Origin of the sequence: Marinobacterium rhizophilum (genome assembly GCF_024397915.1) — a bacterium.
GTDB classification, from domain to species: domain Bacteria; phylum Pseudomonadota; class Gammaproteobacteria; order Pseudomonadales; family Balneatricaceae; genus Marinobacterium_A; species Marinobacterium_A rhizophilum_A.
Genome location: NZ_CP073347.1, coordinates 2,501,856 through 2,519,036 on the forward strand (window position 1 = coordinate 2,501,856; position 17,181 = coordinate 2,519,036).

18 protein-coding genes are annotated in these 17,181 nt (G+C 60.6%); 2 read left to right on the forward strand and 16 right to left on the reverse strand.

The genetic code is table 11. The features are described 5' to 3' along the window. Window positions 1-35: 35 nt before the first annotated feature. From KDW95_RS11285 to antA, 9 genes are all read right to left on the reverse strand, one after another. Window positions 36-1,166, reverse strand: coding sequence for an alpha-hydroxy acid oxidase (locus tag KDW95_RS11285; RefSeq protein ID WP_255856362.1), 1,131 nt, complete (start codon window positions 1,164-1,166; stop codon window positions 36-38). 69 nt (window positions 1,167-1,235) lie between these two features. Then, window positions 1,236-2,201, reverse strand: coding sequence for a TRAP transporter substrate-binding protein DctP (dctP, locus tag KDW95_RS11290; RefSeq protein WP_255856363.1), 966 nt, complete (start codon window positions 2,199-2,201; stop codon window positions 1,236-1,238). A 55-nt stretch (window positions 2,202-2,256) separates the two neighbouring features. Beyond that, window positions 2,257-3,576 (reverse strand): TRAP transporter large permease, encoded by a 1,320-nt coding sequence (locus KDW95_RS11295; protein ID WP_255856364.1) that lies wholly within the window; start codon window positions 3,574-3,576, stop codon window positions 2,257-2,259. Beyond that, on the reverse strand, window positions 3,576-4,097 hold the full coding sequence (locus KDW95_RS11300; RefSeq protein ID WP_255856365.1) for a TRAP transporter small permease: 522 nt from the start codon (window positions 4,095-4,097) through the stop codon (window positions 3,576-3,578). The genes KDW95_RS11295 and KDW95_RS11300 overlap by 1 nt, the downstream gene beginning before the upstream one ends. A gap of 71 nt (window positions 4,098-4,168) precedes the next feature. Next, window positions 4,169-4,606, reverse strand: a complete 438-nt coding sequence (locus KDW95_RS11305; protein ID WP_304941584.1) for an acyl-CoA thioesterase — start codon at window positions 4,604-4,606, stop codon at window positions 4,169-4,171. A 32-nt stretch (window positions 4,607-4,638) separates the two neighbouring features. Further along, a complete protein-coding gene (locus KDW95_RS11315) occupies window positions 4,639-5,082 on the reverse strand; it encodes a MarR family winged helix-turn-helix transcriptional regulator (protein WP_255856366.1) in 444 nt (147 codons plus the stop codon). Window positions 5,083-5,270: 188 nt separating this feature from the next. Further along, a complete protein-coding gene (antC, locus tag KDW95_RS11320; RefSeq protein ID WP_255856367.1) occupies window positions 5,271-6,290 on the reverse strand; it encodes an anthranilate 1,2-dioxygenase electron transfer component AntC in 1,020 nt (339 codons plus the stop codon). Window positions 6,291-6,328: 38 nt separating this feature from the next. After that, window positions 6,329-6,817 (reverse strand): anthranilate 1,2-dioxygenase small subunit, encoded by a 489-nt coding sequence (gene antB / locus KDW95_RS11325; protein WP_255856368.1) that lies wholly within the window; start codon window positions 6,815-6,817, stop codon window positions 6,329-6,331. Beyond that, window positions 6,817-8,217, reverse strand: coding sequence for an anthranilate 1,2-dioxygenase large subunit (antA, locus tag KDW95_RS11330; RefSeq protein WP_255856369.1), 1,401 nt, complete (start codon window positions 8,215-8,217; stop codon window positions 6,817-6,819). Before antA ends, antB begins: the two co-directional genes overlap by 1 nt. Window positions 8,218-8,508: 291 nt before the next feature. Between antA and KDW95_RS11335 the strand changes: the two genes are divergently transcribed. Continuing rightward, on the forward strand, window positions 8,509-9,522 hold the full coding sequence (locus KDW95_RS11335; protein WP_255856370.1) for an AraC family transcriptional regulator: 1,014 nt from the start codon (window positions 8,509-8,511) through the stop codon (window positions 9,520-9,522). 263 nt (window positions 9,523-9,785) lie between these two features. On the opposite strand, the gene KDW95_RS11340 is transcribed toward KDW95_RS11335, so the two are convergent. From KDW95_RS11340 to KDW95_RS11360, 5 genes are all read right to left on the reverse strand, one after another. Further along, window positions 9,786-10,679 (reverse strand): SphA family protein, encoded by an 894-nt coding sequence (locus tag KDW95_RS11340; RefSeq protein WP_255856371.1) that lies wholly within the window; start codon window positions 10,677-10,679, stop codon window positions 9,786-9,788. 211 nt (window positions 10,680-10,890) lie between these two features. Next, window positions 10,891-11,424, reverse strand: coding sequence for a flavin reductase family protein (locus tag KDW95_RS11345; RefSeq protein WP_255856372.1), 534 nt, complete (start codon window positions 11,422-11,424; stop codon window positions 10,891-10,893). 1 nt (window position 11,425) lies between these two features. Then, window positions 11,426-12,667, reverse strand: coding sequence for a styrene monooxygenase/indole monooxygenase family protein (locus tag KDW95_RS11350; protein WP_255856373.1), 1,242 nt, complete (start codon window positions 12,665-12,667; stop codon window positions 11,426-11,428). Window positions 12,668-12,711: 44 nt separating this feature from the next. Next, window positions 12,712-13,500 (reverse strand): SDR family oxidoreductase, encoded by a 789-nt coding sequence (locus KDW95_RS11355; RefSeq protein ID WP_255856374.1) that lies wholly within the window; start codon window positions 13,498-13,500, stop codon window positions 12,712-12,714. Further along, complete coding sequence (locus KDW95_RS11360; RefSeq protein ID WP_255856375.1) at window positions 13,493-14,743, reverse strand: dienelactone hydrolase family protein; 1,251 nt, start codon at window positions 14,741-14,743, stop codon at window positions 13,493-13,495. Before KDW95_RS11360 ends, KDW95_RS11355 begins: the two co-directional genes overlap by 8 nt. A 210-nt stretch (window positions 14,744-14,953) precedes the next feature. Here KDW95_RS11360 and KDW95_RS11365 point away from each other — a divergent pair, with 210 nt between their 5' ends. After that, window positions 14,954-15,964 (forward strand): AraC family transcriptional regulator, encoded by a 1,011-nt coding sequence (locus KDW95_RS11365; protein ID WP_255856376.1) that lies wholly within the window; start codon window positions 14,954-14,956, stop codon window positions 15,962-15,964. A gap of 96 nt (window positions 15,965-16,060) precedes the next feature. Here the strand turns inward: KDW95_RS11365 and KDW95_RS11370 are convergent, their stop codons facing one another. Continuing rightward, on the reverse strand, window positions 16,061-16,321 hold the full coding sequence (locus KDW95_RS11370) for a hypothetical protein (RefSeq protein WP_255856377.1): 261 nt from the start codon (window positions 16,319-16,321) through the stop codon (window positions 16,061-16,063). 102 nt (window positions 16,322-16,423) lie between these two features. Next, the gene (bioD, locus tag KDW95_RS11375; RefSeq protein WP_255856378.1) at window positions 16,424-17,116 is read right to left on the reverse strand and encodes a dethiobiotin synthase; all 693 of its coding nucleotides are present in this window, start codon (window positions 17,114-17,116) and stop codon (window positions 16,424-16,426) included. Between the last annotated feature and the right edge of the window lie 65 nt (window positions 17,117-17,181).

Sequence of the window (17,181 nt, forward strand, 5' to 3'; positions counted from 1 at the left end):
ATGCGGCTCACGATCAACATTAGTAAAAGCCGCTTTCAGCCCTGCCAGTGCCTGAGCCCGGCGATATCCGGGCAGCAGAGCATCTGCATTGCATTGTTCAGTTCATCCTCCAGCATGCGCATCACATGAGCAGCCCCCACCGGGCCCAGGGCCGCCACGCCGTACATGAAGGTGCGCCCCAGCAGGACAAAATCAGCCCCCGCCGCAATACCCCTGGCCACATCGAGGCCCGAGCGCAGGCCGCTGTCCAGAATCAGCGGGAAATCCGGCCCCACCGTCTGGCGGATTTCCGGCAGTACCGCCAGGCTCGACGGGCAGGCATCCAGCTGTCGCCCGCCATGGTTCGACACAACGATGCCATCCACCCCCAGGTCGCGGCAGCACAGCGCATCCTCGGCACTGAGCACCCCCTTCACCACCAGGGTACCGGGCCATTGCTGGCGATAGCGCCTGAGCCGCGCCCAGGGCACCCGCCCGGCGATCTTGGCCGGCAGGTAGTCATTGGAATGGCGCCGATAGGGTTCCAGATTACTGAAGGCCGGTACGCCCCGACGGGCACTGCTGAGCGCCCAGCGTGGCCGGCGCACGATATCCAGCAAGGTACGGACACCCATCTTGGGCGGCAACGATAGACCGTTGTGCATATCCAGCTCGCGGCGCCCGCCCACCGGCACATCGACGGTCACCAGCAGCACCCTGTAGCCCGCCTCGGTGGCACGCGCCATCAGGCTCTGCTCCACCGCCTCGTCACTGAAGGGGTAGAGCTGGAACCAGGCCATGTCACCGGCAAGCCGCGCCACCTCTTCAAGGCTCGATGTGGCAAAGGTGCTGGCCGCAATGGGACAGCCCGCCGCCTTGGCCGCCCTGGCAAGAGCGGCCACCGCCCCCGGCCAGACCAGGCCATCCAGACCAATGGGCGCCACCCCGAAGGGCACGCGGTAGCGTTGCCCGAACAGAGACGTACTCAGATCAGGCCCGTTGCCGGCATTAAAGTAGCGCGGCGCCAGCTCCATGCGCTCGAAGGCATCGGTATTGCGCAGCAGGGCGCTCTGGCGCCCGCTGCCGCCCTGCAGATAGTCGAACACAAATCCGGGCAGTCTCTGTCGGGCCCGCCGTTCCAGGTAGGCTGACGAGGGAAAACGCTGCATCAGGCGGGTCTCAGTCATGGCGTCCATCCAGCTCCATCATTTCGTATCCGTTCCAGCACGCGGCACTCAATCACCGGGCCTGGACTATCAGCTGCCAAAACGGGCCTTGAGCTGTTGCGCATACTGCGGGCTGAGTGTTTCCACCGCCTGCCAGCCGGCACCCTGGGACAGCGCCTCAAACTGGTCCGCCTGCGCCGGCGCCAGCTGGATGGCTTCGATGCCGGCATCGGCCTGGCGCTGCTTGTCGGCCCTGGCGTCTTCGCCGGCGGTCTCGTTGAGAGATTCGATCCAGGCCACCTGCTGGCGCATGAACTCACGCTGTGGCTGATCGAGTTTTTCCCAGCTGTTCTGGTTCATGAACAGGCTGACTTCCACGTTGTAGAAGCCCGGTTCAACGCGGTAACGGGTCTTTTCCTGCCAGCCCAGATCGAATATGCCGACAGAGGGCCAGCCGTAACCGTCCACCACGCCGCGCTCCAGCGCCGTAAAGACTTCACCGGGTGCCACCTGCAAGGGCGTGGCACCCAGGGCCTGGAAGAAGGAGCGGTACACCGGCACACCCCGCAGCTTGAAGCCCGACAGGTCGGCCGACTCAACCTTCTTGTTGGTATAGATATGGTATTGCAGCCCATCGGACAGGCGCGCCAGCCAGACCATGTTGGCCTTGTCGCGGTGGATCTGATCCATCAGCGCATGGCCACCATTGTCACGCAGCTCGGACATGGGCTTGCGAGTGAGGGTCATGGCGAGGGACTCAGGCACCATGTTGGCGTGAAAAACGCCGGTGGTGTTGGCGATATCGACGATACCGGCGCGCACCGCATTGCCAATTTCAAAGGGCGGCATGGACTCGGGCCCACCCATCACCTGTATCTGCACCAGGCCCTTGCCCTGCTCATTCACGCTGTCGACGAACTGCTTGAAACGCGCGTTGAAGTAGGTGTCCTGGCCAAAGGCCGTGACCGCCTTGAGGGTAATTTCCTGCGCCTGGGCCAGCCAGGGAACGCAGACCAGCAAACCGCCGCATATCGCTTTCTTAAAATTATTCTTCATGGGGTTTCTCCAGTTAATTTATTGCACCATCGGGAAAACAGAGGGGTGTGGTGCCCTACCCCATCAGATTGGGTAGCCCGGTTGCCAGCCAGGGCATCAGCAGAATGCAGCCCAGTACCAGCAACTCGATCAGCAGGAATGGCACCGCCGAGGCATAGATCTGTGTCAGGCGAATGGACGGCGGTGCCACGCTTTGCATCACCATCAACAGCAGGCCAAAGGGTGGGGTCAGCAGCCCCAGTTCCATGGCAATCAGCATCATGACGCCGAGCCAGATGGGATCGATACCGGCCGCCGCAGCCAGGGGCATAAAGAACGGCAGGGTAATCATCATCATGCTGACCTGGTCGATGACACAGCCCATGATCAGAATCACCGCCAGCATGCCAACCACCAGCCAGAACGCCGACATCTCGTATTCAGCAATCAGCGACAGCAGGCCACCGGTGGCACCGGAAAAGCTCAGCTGCTGGGAAAAGGCTGTGGACGCCACCAGCACGAACAGAATGATCACCGAAATGCGGGCTGTTTCGATCAGCGCCCGGACCAGCTTGGCTTTGGTCAGCACGCCGTAGGCCAGGGTCGCCAGCACTGCCGCCAGGGCGCCGATGGCCGCCGATTCGGTCGGCGATGCCCAGCCGGCCAGCATGCTGCCCACCACGGCAACAAAAATACCCAGCAGGGGCACCACGTCCCGCAGGAACGGCCACCAGCGCTCCCAGCGCGTTTCGCGGTTTTCATCAGCAGTCTCTGTGTCGCGACTTTTATCATGCAGACATGAACGCACGATCACGAATCCAAGAAAGCCCCCCGCCATCAGCAGGCCTGGCACGATGCCGCCGATCAGCAAACCGGAGATCGACACGCCGGCCAGGCTGCCCAGCATGACCGCCAGGGCCGAGGGCGGAATCAGCATGGCGATACCACCCACCGCCATGATGGGTCCCATGGCGACCGTGGGGTGATAGCCGCGCTTGAGCATTTCCGGCAGCAGGGAACTGCCCATCATGGCGGTATTGGCGATGGTGGAACCGGACAGTGCAGCGAACAGGGTGCCTCCCAGCACCGAGACGATGGACAACTGGCCCGGCACGCGGGCAATCAGGCGCTCGATACTCGAGATGGCGCGATAGGCCAGGCCGCTGTGAAACAGCACCTCCCCCATCATCACGAACAGCGGAATGGGCGTCAGGGAAAAGCTGGTGACCGACCCCACCGAATTGCGCACCAGCTGGCCAATACCCGCCTCACCGCCCATAAACAGCCAGGCTCCGAGCAGGTTCACACCCAGGAAAGCAAAAGCCACCGGCATGCCGATCAGCATCAAGCCAAAGAGCGTACCCAGCAGTACCGTCAACGCCAGATACCAGTCCATCAGCGGGCCTCCTTCACGACCGATACGGGATTAAGCAAACGGCGTACAAACTCCACCGTCAGCAACACAAAACCCGCGATCATCGGCAGGTTCAGCCACCACTGGGGAAACACCAGTACCTTGAACACCAGCCCGCCCTGGCGCGCCGTATCCAGGGTGACCTCCAGGCTGTACCAGCTCAGCACCCCACAGATGATGGCGCCCAGCAGGCTGAGGCCGCGCTCGAACAGTGTGCGCCAGCGCGGGGTCATCAGCTGCAGCGCAAGGTCGATACGAATATGGTCGCCGCAGTACAGCAGCCAGGGGGCGGCCAGCATGGTGGCCGTCATTAGCAGGTATTCCGAGGCTTCTACCGTCCAGGACAGCGAGAAGCTGGTCATGTTGCGCAGCGCTATATCGGCGCATACCAGCAGCGCCATCAACGCAAACATCAGCGCCGCCAGCAGGCCGCAGCCGCTATAAAGCCCGTGGTAGAGCCGGTGAACGGATATCGTTTCCGGCAGTTCAGTCACCGTGTCCATATCTTCGCTTCCGTTGTTGTTATGGTTTCCCGTTACCGCAGCGTCCGGTAACGGCCTGTTCGCAATGCCCCTCAGCCCGCAGGGGTCGGCACCGCTGCGGGGGCCGGCACATATTGCAGCAGCTGCTGGCGAATCTGCGGCGGGATGGACATCTTGCCCACCCGCTCGCCTATGGCGCTGAAACACAGAACCAGCTGCGCTTCCAGAATGGCCTCCCCCTCGTGCCAACCGCTGATCCTGACTTCAAACGAACTGTCACCAACCCGCAGGCAAGAGAGCAGCAAGGTCAGCCGGTCCGACTGGCGGCAGGGTTTCGAGAAGGTGATATTGAGATTCACCGTCGGCACACCGGCGCCAAAGCGCGCCTGCATGTCGCGAAAGGCAAATCCCATGGCCTGGAACCAGTCCTCCACCGTATCGTTGAGGATCTCCAGGTAACGGGGATAGAACACGATCCCCGCCGGGTCACAATGTCGGAAGCGAATGACTTCTTCCTTCTGAAAAACCATGGCGTTGTCCTGTATGCGTTAATTCGAAAGCGTTAGCGGGCTCTGTCTTTCAGAACCCGGCTCATGCGCACCAGCTGGCGGTGCAGCTCACCCATGTCTTCGTCACCCAGCCCGCCCAGCACCTCGGTAATCCAGGCCTTGTGCACGGCGGCCATGCGCTCGAACCGGTCGCGCCCCAGGGCGGTCAGACTGATCAGCTTGACGCGCCTGTCGTCCGCCTGCGCCTGGCGCTGCACCAGGCCATCGCGTTCCAGCCGATCCACCACCCCGGTGATATTGCCGTTGGAGACCTTCATCCATTGCGACAGGGCCGACATTTTTTCCGTACCGCCGGCGTGCTGCAATGCGGCCAGCAGGTCGAACTGTGGCAGGGTGACATTGAACTCTTTCAGCAGCAGGGTACGCAGCTCCTGCTCGATCAGCGCGGTGTTGGACAGCATCCGAAACCAGGTTTTCAGCGAAAGTTCGTCTCTCATCGGCCTCAGCTCCCGCCAACCCGCACCGCGCCCCGGCTGTCAGCCTTGCGGTGCTCCTGCGGGAATCTCCTTTGTAGTTAAATAATTCATACACTAATATTTTAAGGTTAAAGTATCTAGCTAAAAATACACTCCACTCTTGCTCTAGGAGAGCAAGAGCGGAGCGCCCTGGCCATGCGCAGCACGCCTCAGCTGGCCGAAAACTTCTCGAAATACACCTGGCAGTTCGCCATGGCCCGCTGATCCAGCCACTGCTTCACCGCTTCGACCATCGGCGGCGGCCCGCACAGGTAGGTGTCCACCTCGCCATCGTTGAAATGACATTCCTCGAACAGGTCCGTCACCACGCCAACGGGCCCCTGCCAGTCTGCGCTCTCGCGCATCACGATGCGGTGATAGCTGAAATTCGGCAACCGCTCAGCATAGCGCTGCAGACGCTCCAGCTCGCACAGGTCCTGCGCCTGGGTCACGCCATAGAACAGGGTGACCGGCTGGGTGCAGGCGCCAGGCTCTGCTGCCATCTCGTCAAGCATACCCAGGAAAGCCGAGAGCCCAGTGCCACCGGCCACCAGCACCAGCGGGCGGCTCACCTTACGCAGGTAAAACGCGCCCAGCGGCGCCTTCAGCCGGATGCGATCCCCGGGCGCTGCCCGCTCGCGCAGGTAATCACTCATGACCCCCTGGGGCAGCAGCCGAATCAGGAACTGCAGGCCGTTGGTCGCATTGGGCGCGCAGGCGAAAGAATAGGAACGCCACTCCTCGGTAGCCGGCACCTGCACATGGGCATACTGTCCCGGCAGAAAATCGAGCTGCTGATCCAGTGAAGCCGCATCGATATGCACGATGGCGGTGGAGTCGGACAGCTGCTCGACGCTCTGCACCACCGCCTCAACCTCCAGCGGTCCGGCCGAGGTGCAGAGGGACGACTCGAAATCGAACTTCACTGCGCAGTCGGAGCTGACCCGCATCTGGCAGGCCAGCACCGCGCCGCGGGCCAGGTCGGCTTCGGTCAGGGCATCTTCATCCACATAATCCAGGCTGTAGTCGCCGGACTCGCAGGTGCCCTTGCAGGTGGCACAGACGCCTTCGCGGCAATCCACCGGCAGCGTGATGCCCTGGCGCAGCGCGGCATCCAGCAACGGCTCGTTGGCATTAACACCGACAAAATGGGTCCGTCCGTCGGTAAAACTCAAGGCTACTTTGTGCATGGCACACCCCCTTGCTCTGTCCGTCACCTGCGTGCCGGTCAGACGTGATAGAAGTCCAGTACGTGGCGAATCTTGTCGTTCAGCAGGATCACCTGCTTGCTGCGGATACGAAAACTGTCGCCCTCGGCCCGCAAGCGGTATTCGACCCGCCCAAAGAACACCTCAGCCTCGCCAAAGCGGTAGAAATGGGTCGCCCAGTTGGCCTTCACCCGCCAGCTGCCATCATCCTGTGGCTCTGCCTGCACATTGCTGACCTGGTGCAGCGTGCGCGGCATGGGCGTACAGGCCGCCGATTTTCCGGTGCGAATGCGGAACACCCGGTCCTCCAGCCCGGCACGGCTGGGGTAATAGATCAACGACATTTCCCGCTTGGGATTCGTGGTGTGGACGTGCTCCGACTCCCACTGCGGCAGGTGAAACTCGACGTCCTCGTCAAACAGCGCCAGGTACTCATCCCACTGCTGACGGTCACAGAGCTCGGCCTTGCGGTACAGAAACTGTTCAATGCTTTGCACGGTCGGGTTCATCAGTGGCTCTCCTCTGCCTGGCGGGTCTTGGCGGCCAAACCCTGCAGCAGATAGCGCTGCCAGGTGGAATGCTGATTCACATACAGGCCTTCCTGGGTAAACTCGGTACCGGTCAGCACCGGCCGGATACCCAGCGCTTCGGTGTTGGCCGTGGGACCTGTGACCCAGTTTTCACAGCCTCGGGAAATATCGCTCCAGCGCTCGGCGCGGCCCTGGAACCCCTTCTGGGCTTCGCGGAATTCCACCAGATCATCGGGGGTACCCATGCCGGACACATTGAAAAAGTCCTCAAACTGGCGAATGCGGTTCTCGCGGTCGGCGTCGGACTCATTTTTGACACCCAGGCACAGGCTGTGTACCTCGGTCTTGTTCCAGGCCACGGGCCGCACGATACGCAGCTGGGAGCTGATCTGATCCATAAAGAACAGGCTGGGGTAGATATTGAGGTTGCGCAGGCGGTGCATCATCCACTGTGCCCGGGCCTCGCCGAACTCTTCCACCAGGCGCGGCATGACGCTGGCATAGCCGGGACGAACTTCCGGGTTGGGCATGTCGCTAAACAGAATGGTGTGACCGTTCTCGAACGCAAACCAGCCGTCATCGGTATCCTTGTCACCCGCCCCCAGCTTGCTGTAGTCCAGCGTCTTGCCGTTGTCCGCGGACTCCTTCCTGGCCTCTTCCTGCTGACGGTGCTGTACCGTGGCGACGTAGTTGTAGTGCACCGTGCTGACATGATAACCATCCAGCCCGTTCTCGTTTTGCAGCTTCCAGTTGCCGTCAAAGGTGTAGGACGAGGCCCCCGGCAGCACTTCCAGCTCAGCCGTCGCGGACTGCGCCACCATCATGTCAAAGCCGATGCGGGCATCGCCGAGGAAATCCTCCAGCGACACATCGGACTCCGTATTGAGATTGATAAAGACAAACCCCTTGTAACTGCTGATCAGCGCCTTGCGCAGCCCGCGGCTGGTCTTGTCAAAGTCCTGCGGATACTCGTCCGGCGCCTTGACCTTGACCAGACGACCGTCGGACTTGTAGCACCAGGCGTGGAAGGGGCAGGTGAAGGTGGACTGGTTACCCTTGCACACGCGAGTCAGGGTCGCGCCGCGATGCTGACAGGCATTGACCAGCGCATTCAGCTCGCCCTTGCCGTCACGGGTAATGATCATGGGCTGACGCCCGGCCTGCATGGTGAAGAAATCATTCGGGTTGGCGATCTGGCTTTCGTGGCAGGCAAAGATCCAGGTGTTCTCGAAGATCAGCTCCATCTCCAGATCGAACAGTTCCTGGTCGGTAAACATTTCCCGCGCTATCTTGAAAACGCGCTCATTCGGGCGAAAATCAAGTGCACCTTCAATCTGCTCCCGCCAGGCGTTCAGCTTTTGTGTATTATCGTTGCTCACGGTCTTGCCTCCAGTCGCGGCCAGTTCGAGCCTGTTTCAGCCCGTTCATTCAGTGCCTCCATGAAACCAGACAGGAGGGATAGCGGGCTATCCCGATATCCTGCGAGCTTTATCCGTTTTTCCATCCCGGGGTATCAAGCCCCGGGAGCTAAATACTGAACAGCCCCGCCGCGATGCAGCACCAGAATCCAGGATTGACGTCCGCGCAGCGAGGGTGGTACCGTTACGCAGCACTACGCTGCGATATTTCCCAATACGATATCGATAAAAATCAGAATAAGGTAAGGCGCCATGCTGGGTATTCAGAATCTGGTTGAAGGCCGCACAAAGGACACTATCAGTACTGAGATTCTCGATGCTGAGGCAGCAAGATCATGGATGGAAAGTATTTGCGGACCGCACTATTTAAAAGTTAAAAACACCCACTCGATTCGATTCCGCCACGTCGGAAATATCTTAACGTCCACAACCACCGCTATCGGCCATATTGAATACGGCACCGATGTTACCGTCGAAATCGATGATCTGCAGAGCAGCTACAGCATCAGTTTACCGGTCAGCGGCTTTCAGGAACTGGAAGGCCCCAGCCTGCAGGCTCAATCGGATATAACCCGCGGCGTGATTATCTCTCCGTCCACGGCCTGCCGCCTGCACATCAGCGGAAACTGCCGCAAAACGCTGGTGCGAATATCCCGCCAGGCCATGGAAGCCGGGCTGGAAAACCTGCTGCGACGCCCCGTTACAGAGCCGCTGATCTTCCAGACCCAAATGGATGCCGCTATAGGCGCAAACAGCGCCTGGTGGCGCACCATTCGGCACATTGAGAACGAACTTCGCAGCGCCAGCGGGCTCTACAACAGCTCGCATTTTATCCGTGAAATGGAACAGGCGCTGATTAAGGGCATTATTATCTCGCAGCCCAACAATTACTCCCAGGCGATTGAGCAGGCAAGCTGCACCTCGATGCCGACCTACCTGGCACGTACGATTGAATTCATCAAGAAACATGCCCATGACGACATCAGCATTGAAGATATCGAGCAGGCGGCCTGCGTTTCACGCAACAAACTCTATAGCGATTTCAAGAAACATATCGGTGAGCCTCCGACCTCACACCTTAAAAGAATTCGACTGGAAGGCGCACGCCAGGATATTCTGACGGATAATGCCAACGAAAACATATCCTCTATTGCGATGAAGTGGGGTTTCTCTCACCTCGGTCGATTTTCCGTGAATTACAAAAAACAATTCAACGAATCACCGTCCGAAAGCATTCAACGAGTCAAGAAATCACTGTCATTTTAACGTTCAGAAATAATCAATAAAAAGCCGACAATATGTCGGCTTTTTTGAATAGCATTCACTAACCTGGCTGGAGAATAGTTTCCCTCCCTATTTTCCAGTCATCCCACACTTTTCACCCTTCAAGAATGGGCGCAGGCGCGTGGACGTGCTGGATTTTCTCGGGTGAAGGATTGGGGTTCGCATTGGGCCATCTTTTTCAAAGGAAGGCCAATGATGAAACATCCCTGTTTCATGTATTAACCCGCCGGGTTAATGCAATATTTTCAAAAGGGTAATGCGGCCTTGATCCAGAAGGCGTCACCCGCAGGCCTGTTTTCAACCGCCATTTCCTTTTGGTACTTGGCGGTTACAAAAAAGCCTTTGCCATTATCGAACTTGATTGACGGGCCTATGGCAAACGCCTGTCCCTCATTGCCGATATCCAGCCCATTGAGCTTATCGCTGCTGACCTGCCGGTAGGCATAACCTCCCAAGCCAAGCACCCAGCCAGGGCCAACCCCATAGCCCAGCGCATAGTCGAGATGCAGCTCCTGGCCCGACTGGTAACCCGTGGCGTCATTTTCAAAGTTGTAGTCATACATCAACTTGAGGTCCCAGTTAACGCCTGCCGGATTGATATGGGAGGCGGCATAGACAGCCTGCATCGACCAGTAGTTGCGTCCGATATTGGCCAGTTCTCCGGCCTTGTAGCTGCCGGTTGGCGCAAATATATCGATCCCCACCGCGCTGTGCAGACTGGCGCTGTGGTGGTAGGCCAACAATGCGGTCAAATCCAGATCACCGGCACCGCGGGCGCTGCCGCCCATGCCATTGACCGAAACATCCAGATCAACCAGCGGCAGCAACGCCGCATACACCAGCTGGCCACCCAGCAAACGTTGCTCCGTCACCCAGAGCAGTCGAGGTGCCACCACCTTGGCCCGCAGGCGAAAATCGATGGGCAGACTGTCACCGCGGGCGTCTTTCAGGCTGTCGGCAGCATAGTGACTGGCATAGATCAGCGGATACACACCCGGCGGGGGCAAGGCGCCCACCAGGTAGTTCTCTGCCCCCATGGGATAGCTGGACCCCCCGCCTTCAGTGGCCTGTACAGACATTGAAAAGGCGAGTGCGCCCGTCGCGAGGCCAATGCCCGCGCTGGTCAGATGTTTTATCATGAAATTTATCCGGTTTTTCTTATTGGGTCAGTCGTCCAGCGCCCCGAAAAATGCGTAAAAGCGCTCGGACGTACTGATTGCTGTGGGACTCGCATTGGCCTGCGGCCAATGGCGGCGCATCCTGCGCCACGGTACTCATCCGGCTCTGCCGAGGTAAAATGCCACCGGGTTGATACCAATAAACAGGACCCGGCTTGCGGAGCCCCGCCATTCAGGCGCAGAGCTGACCGAAAGCCCCCCGGTAAAACAGTAACGGGTCACCTTCCCGGGTGTTGAACGCTTCGACTCGTCCCACAATCAGAAGATGATCGCCCGCGATACGCGTGAACTCGACGCGGCACTCCAGCTGCGCCAGGCTCTCGTCGATCAATGGAACCCCGGCCCGGCTAACGCCATGGGACACACTGGCGAACTTGTCATCCGCAGCCCTTGCAAACGTCATCGCCAGCCCGTCCTGTTGCCGGTCGAGGATATTCACCACGAAGGGGCGGCCCTGTTCAAAGGCGGCAAGATTCGGCGATTTCAGCGCCAGACTCCAGAGAATTAGCGGCGGGTCCAGCGACAGTGACGAGAAAGAGTTGGCCGTAATGCCGATGGGTTTGCCGTCTTCCCCCTGTGCCGTCACCACGGTGACGCCGGTGGCAAACAAGCCCAGGGTGTTGCGCAGCTCCCGGCTGTCGAGAACAGGTTCCGCCGGCGCTTCCCCGGTCAAGGCAACGGCGGCCGGTGTTTTCAGCGTGGTCATTTCAGGCCTCCTTTTTCAGCTGTTCGTTGACGAAGTGATTGCAGGACTCGGGCTCCAGCCACCAGGGCATGAAATCCGGCGGATGATTGAAGCCATTGGCAATGCTCGCCGCCAGAACCGGCGAACGCTGCGCCGCGCCCAGCAGGTTCAGGATGTGCTCGGGCGGCGGCAGCAACATGCTGTTGGTCCAGCTCACCACATCCCGGGCATAACCCCAGTAGGTCTCGAAGGTCGCCTGCATCCAGGCCGCATCGAAGGGTGCGTCGCCACGGGCGAGAATCGCCTCCAGATATACCTGGCTGCACTTGGCACCACTGTTGGAGCCCTGGCCGGTAATCGGATCATTGACCACCAGCGCATCGGCGATGCCGAACACCTTGCGTCCCGAGGGCAGGGTCGCAACAGGCTTTCGCACCGTGGGCGCAAAACGCCCGGCCAGAATGCCGTTGTCATCGCTTAGCTCGACGTGCTCGCAGCGTTTGGCTTCGCCCGGCGCATAGGTACGGATGATTTCCAGGCTCCGAGCCAGATGCTGTGCGGGGCTCGTGACATCCTGCCAGCAATCCATGGGGCCACCCGGAATACCCTCGAACACCATGATTTCACAGGGGCCGTTAAGGGTCAGGGCCGGGAAAACGAAGTACTCGCCAACGCCCGGAATCAGGTTGAAGGCCACCCGCGAGTAAGGTTCCTTTGGCGCCATCCCCTGCACATAGGTCAGCGCCAGCGCCCGCTGCGGCTTGTCGAACGCTGAGCGCACGGCATCACGTTCGAACAGCCGCACGATCTCGCCCTTGCCCGCCGCCAGCAGAACCAGGTCATGGGAAGCCGCCAGTACTTCGAGCTCGTCGATGCCGACGTCCTGGATCACCAGCTCGCCGCCAAGGCGGACGAACTCGTCCATCCAGACGGGCATTTTCAGCCGCTGGTCGACCGAGTGTGCCGGGCGATCGAGGCGCGCCGCCCAGTCGATCAGGTTGCCACCGGCATTGCCGGGGGCTGGCACGGCCAGGCCGATACCCTCTACCGGCGGGCAGTCCTGCTCCCAGAAGTTAATCCCCAGGTCGCGCTCGGTTTGCAGCGCGCTGTCGAACATGCACTGGCTCGACATCACACGGCCGGCACGGATCTCATCGGCGCTGCGGTTCGACAGCAGGCTTACCTGGTAGCCTTGCTGCAACAGGCCAATGCCGGTCTGCAGGCCGGACTGGCCGGCCCCTACGATAGCAATACGTCGGGTCATAAGTGTCTCCAGAGTCTTTATTGTTGTTACGCCGTGCTGAGTATTCAGCCGGCGAGTTTGGCAATCGCCGGCTCGCGCTGTTCTGGCCCCAGTGCCGAATAGCCGCCATCGACCGCATAGTCGGCGCCGGTGACAAAACTGGCCTGGTCGGAGCAAAGGAACAGCACCACCGCGGCCACTTCCTGCGGATTGCCGAGCCGGCCAAGCATATGAAAATCAGCCGCTACCCGGTCGGCCTTTTCGCGGTTGCCAGCGCTGACCTCGTCGATCACCCGCGACCAGGTCCAGCCCGGGGACACCGCATTGACGCGAATGCCGTCACCGGCATAGTCCAGCGCCATGCTGCGGGTCAGGTGCTTGATTGCCGCCTTGCTGGCGGGATAAAGCCAGCGCCCGGTCTGGGCCACCTGTGCCGAAATGCTGCTGAAGTTGACGATGGCGCCACCACCGCGCTTGCACATCAGGGGCCGCACCGCCCTGGCCGCCATGACGGCACTAACGATGTTGATATCCAGCGCCTTGAGCCAGTCAGCACGGGATGACGCCTGCCCCTCGTCGAGGTAGCTGCACGCCAGGTTGATCAGGCAATCAACACCCCCAAAGCGCGCCTGGCACTCCCCGACGGCGGATTCCAGCTGATCATCATCGGTGATATCGGTTTCGATGAAGTGCACCCGCTCACCCAGGCGCGCCGCCAGGGCGGATCCACGCGCGCCATCAATATCGAGCACGGTGACGGTGGCACCGGCGACCACGAAGGCTTCGGCCACGGCCGCACCGATAAGGGTCGCGCCACCGGTAATGATGACGCTACGGTGAGTGAAATCACTCATGCGTGCATCCCTCCGCGTTGGCGCTGCGGGCCCAACTCGCCATCAGGCCATTGGATGCCAGGGTTTCGTCCAGCAGCTTGGCGGCGGTTTCCCTGCCAGCCACGGGCAACCCCTGGGGATCCAGCACGCCGATCTGCACCAGCACCGACGCCTGATCCCAGTAGATATGCTCGTGGTAGAGCTTGTCGCCGCGGAACTTGACGATCGCCACCAGCGGAATCTCGACCCGTTTTCCGGTCGGTGCGATGCCCGGCAGCAGCCAGTCAATCTCGCGGTCATGGGTAAAGCTGAACAGCACCTCGTCGACGATCTGGGTCGCACCGATGGTGCGGGAAACGGGCAGCAGCTGCGTATCGGCGGGGTTGGAATCGACAAAGTGGTGCTGGTAGAAACGGAACAACTCCGTCGCACCGACACCGCCTGTGAGGGTCGGTATATGGTTGACGTAGGGTTCGGCCACCATGGTGGCCATGGTCGCCTCTACATTGCGGGTCGAGAACTCGTACTCGCAGTGCTTGTCCCAGAGCGCCGAGAGGTCGTAGTGCGGCCCGATCGCGTTGCGAAATGCGGTGACAGAGCGCTGATGTGCCATCAGTGCGGACGGCTTATGATAGTGCTCGCAAGCCGGCCGGGCGAAGGCATGATCGACACCGCTGTAAAGGTAGAGCTCGGTATTGTCACGCCCCTGCAGTGCCCCATAGATATCCAGGCGCGCCGCCGCTGGACAGAACTCGTCGTTTTCAGCGAAGTGCAGTACCAGCCGGCCACCGATATTTACCGCCTCGTCCAGATGGTTCTCGATCCCCATGCCGTAGTAGCCAACGGCCACATCGACATCACAGCGACAAGCCGTGAGATAGGCCAGCCGTGCGCCAAGACAGAAGCCCAGGGCCCCGACTGCGCCTGAGCATTCGGGCCGGGCGCGCAGCGCCTGCACGGTCGCATCGATATCTTCGACACCCAGATCCTGATCGAACGCCTGGTAAAATCCAAACGCCTTGTGCCAGTCGTCGGCGTTGTAGCCCAGTTCGACACCGGCCTCCTGACGCCAGAACAGGTCCGGCGCCAGCACCACGTAGCCCTCCTCGGCATAGTAATCGGCAATGCCACGGATGGTGTCGTTGATACCGAATATCTCCTGCAACAGCACGATACCCGGCCCGCTGCCGGATGCCGGCACCGCCAGATAGCCCTGAAAGGATCCGCTGCCGTCCTGCGCGCGGATTTCAATGGATGTACCCATGATCGCCTCCTGTTCTTGCTGATTTGCGTAACTCCATCCTAAGTAGCCAGGGGCGGTGATAACGAGCCGCTGTCTGCGCCGACTATCCGCTGCGTGCAGAAAGCTGTACGACCAGGGTCTGAGGCGCTGCCCTGTCGATTATACTGGCGACAGAACAGGCCGCCACGGACGCAAGCGCCGACGGCCAGAACAATAAAAAGAGAACACGCCATGACGAGAAACACATTGTCGCCATTGCTGACATCCGCCCTGCTGAACGACGCCAGCCGACTGGTCTTCTGCTCGCAGGACATGGATGAAACCCGGGAGCGGGTCGGCGCCGTTTTCAAGCCCCACCGGCTCCAGACACTGGGAAATACTGGGGCGATCGACTCCCGTCTGCACCATGTCCCCATCCAGAAGGTCTCCCTGAACCGCCTCAGGTATGGCGCGGATGTGCAAATCGAACCCGAGCGGCTGGAGCAGTTTTTCCTGATTCAGATGCCGCTTGAGGGTGAGGCGGAAATCCAGTGTGACGGCCAGCGGGTGGATCTTGATCCAAGGCATGGTGCTGTTCTCAACCCCGCCCAGGCATTGCTCATGCGCTACGACAAGGGGTGTGATCAGCTGATGCTGCGCATCGAGCGCGAGGCGCTGGAGCAGGCCTGCAGCCGCATTATTGGGCGCCCGCTAAGCCGACCGCTGGCGTTTAACAATGTCCTGAACTGGCAGCAGGACGCCAGCTGGATGAACATGCTGCTGTACATTGTACGGTTGCAAAAGGAGTCGCCCGAAGGCCTGCAGCAACCGCTGATCACCCAGCAGCTTGAACAACTGATCATCAGTACCCTGCTCTGCGTGCAGCCAAGTAACTACTCGGACGCCCTGCGTCAGAATGACCGCCGTCTGGCACCCCGGCACGTCAAGCGGGTGGAGGAACATATCGAGCAGCACGCCCGGGAACCGCTGTCACCGGCGCTGCTGGCCGAGTTGGCGGGTGTAAGCCTGAGAACGCTCTACGCCGGGTTTCGCGAGTTTCGCAACCTGAGTCCCATGGAGTACCTGCGCCAGGTCCGCCTGCAAAATGTGCGACAGGACCTGCTGCACGACTGCCAGAGCAAAACCGTTACCGAGCTGGCGATGGCCTGGGGCTTTACCCATATGGGCCGCTTCAGCAAGGACTACCGCTTGCTGTACGGCGAAAGCCCCAGCGAAACCAAACGCAGGACAGGCCGCCTGTAACGCGGGGTCAGCGGCCTGAATGCAATCGTTCGAAAAGGAGGGGGACAGAAAGGCGGGGCGGGTCGCAGGGGAAGTAACAACGCCCGCCGCAGGCGGTCAGGCGTGGGTATCGATAATGGCGCCCAGAACATTCTCAACGTCACTGGATTCCTTGACCTCGGATACAACCTGGGTCGTCGGGGCTTCGTGCTGGCTCGATGCCGAGGCTTCAACCACCTCGTCGGGCGCACGGCCACTGGCCAGCTCCGCCTTGTCGGACTTGCCGGAACCGGTGATGTCACCGGCGACTTTCTGCACGTTGTCGATGCCGCGATTCAGACCGAGCAACCCGGTCTGGGGGGCTGATGTAATGTTCATGTGCGTAACTCCCTGGCTATCTGCACCGCTGTACCGCGAGACAGACTACCGACCCAGTATAGTGCGCACCGCGCGACTCGGCCAGAGCTGTACAAAAATCGTTCAGCGCTCTGTCAACAGTGGCGACAGATCCAGGCAGTCCGCCACCGCCTCCGGTGTGGGATTATCCAGATAAGGCACCTCCCCCAGCAGCGGCGCCTGGAGGAACCCGCCCAGTGTCGCCAGGTTCTCATCGTAACAGGCCATCCGCGGATCGATGCGGTTCGCCACCCAGCCGGCGATACGCAAGCCATCACGCACTATGGCTTCGGCGCTCAGCAGGGCATGGTTGATACAGCCCAGCTTCATGCCGATCACCAGGATCACTGGCGTTTCCAGCAGCTGCGGCACCCGCGACAGCATTTCGCGCCCGTTCAGCGGCACCCGCCAGCCGCCGGCGCCCTCGATCAGCAACAGGTCCGCGCGCTGCATCATGCTGCCGCGACAGAGTGCCGCGATGCGGTCAGCCGACAGGCTGCGACCGACCTGCATGGCAGCGATATGGGGCGCGATGGCCGCTGGCAGGGCAATGGGGTTCACCGCCTCGTAACTTAGCTTGATGGAAGCGGCAGCCTGCAGCTTCAGCGCGTCATCGTTGCGCAGGCCCTCCGGCGTTTGCTCGCAGCCAGCGGCCACCGGCTTGAGACCGATGGTTTGCAGCCCCAGCCGGTTGGCGGCCTGCAGAATACCGGTGGTTACCAGGGTCTTGCCGGCATCGGTATCGGTGCCGGCGACGAAGAAATTATGCTTGGCCATAAGTGGGTCGCAATTCGTGATTCGTGATTCGTGATTCGTGATTCGGCACAGAGTGGGTGGCACAC

Excerpts from the sequence above, each read along its gene's own strand:
- KDW95_RS11370 (WP_255856377.1), bottom strand. The coding sequence starts at position 16,321 with ATGAACATTACATCAGCCCCCCAGACCGGGTTGCTCGGTCTGAATCGC.
- KDW95_RS11355 (WP_255856374.1), bottom strand. The coding sequence starts at position 13,500 with ATGAGTGATTTCACTCACCGTAGCGTCATCATTACCGGTGGCGCGACC.
- KDW95_RS11360 (WP_255856375.1), bottom strand. The coding sequence starts at position 14,743 with ATGGGTACATCCATTGAAATCCGCGCGCAGGACGGCAGCGGATCCTTT.
- KDW95_RS11305 (WP_304941584.1), bottom strand. The coding sequence starts at position 4,606 with ATGGTTTTTCAGAAGGAAGAAGTCATTCGCTTCCGACATTGTGACCCG.
- KDW95_RS11285 (WP_255856362.1), bottom strand. The coding sequence starts at position 1,166 with ATGACTGAGACCCGCCTGATGCAGCGTTTTCCCTCGTCAGCCTACCTG.
- KDW95_RS11365 (WP_255856376.1), top strand. The coding sequence starts at position 14,954 with ATGACGAGAAACACATTGTCGCCATTGCTGACATCCGCCCTGCTGAAC.
- KDW95_RS11295 (WP_255856364.1), bottom strand. The coding sequence starts at position 3,576 with ATGGACTGGTATCTGGCGTTGACGGTACTGCTGGGTACGCTCTTTGGC.
- KDW95_RS11315 (WP_255856366.1), bottom strand. The coding sequence starts at position 5,082 with ATGAGAGACGAACTTTCGCTGAAAACCTGGTTTCGGATGCTGTCCAAC.
- bioD (WP_255856378.1), bottom strand. The coding sequence starts at position 17,116 with ATGGCCAAGCATAATTTCTTCGTCGCCGGCACCGATACCGATGCCGGC.
- KDW95_RS11350 (WP_255856373.1), bottom strand. The coding sequence starts at position 12,667 with ATGACCCGACGTATTGCTATCGTAGGGGCCGGCCAGTCCGGCCTGCAG.
- KDW95_RS11300 (WP_255856365.1), bottom strand. The coding sequence starts at position 4,097 with ATGGACACGGTGACTGAACTGCCGGAAACGATATCCGTTCACCGGCTC.
- antB (WP_255856368.1), bottom strand. The coding sequence starts at position 6,817 with ATGAACCCGACCGTGCAAAGCATTGAACAGTTTCTGTACCGCAAGGCC.
- dctP (WP_255856363.1), bottom strand. The coding sequence starts at position 2,201 with ATGAAGAATAATTTTAAGAAAGCGATATGCGGCGGTTTGCTGGTCTGC.
- KDW95_RS11345 (WP_255856372.1), bottom strand. The coding sequence starts at position 11,424 with ATGACCACGCTGAAAACACCGGCCGCCGTTGCCTTGACCGGGGAAGCG.
- antC (WP_255856367.1), bottom strand. The coding sequence starts at position 6,290 with ATGCACAAAGTAGCCTTGAGTTTTACCGACGGACGGACCCATTTTGTC.
- KDW95_RS11340 (WP_255856371.1), bottom strand. The coding sequence starts at position 10,679 with ATGATAAAACATCTGACCAGCGCGGGCATTGGCCTCGCGACGGGCGCA.
- KDW95_RS11335 (WP_255856370.1), top strand. The coding sequence starts at position 8,509 with ATGCTGGGTATTCAGAATCTGGTTGAAGGCCGCACAAAGGACACTATC.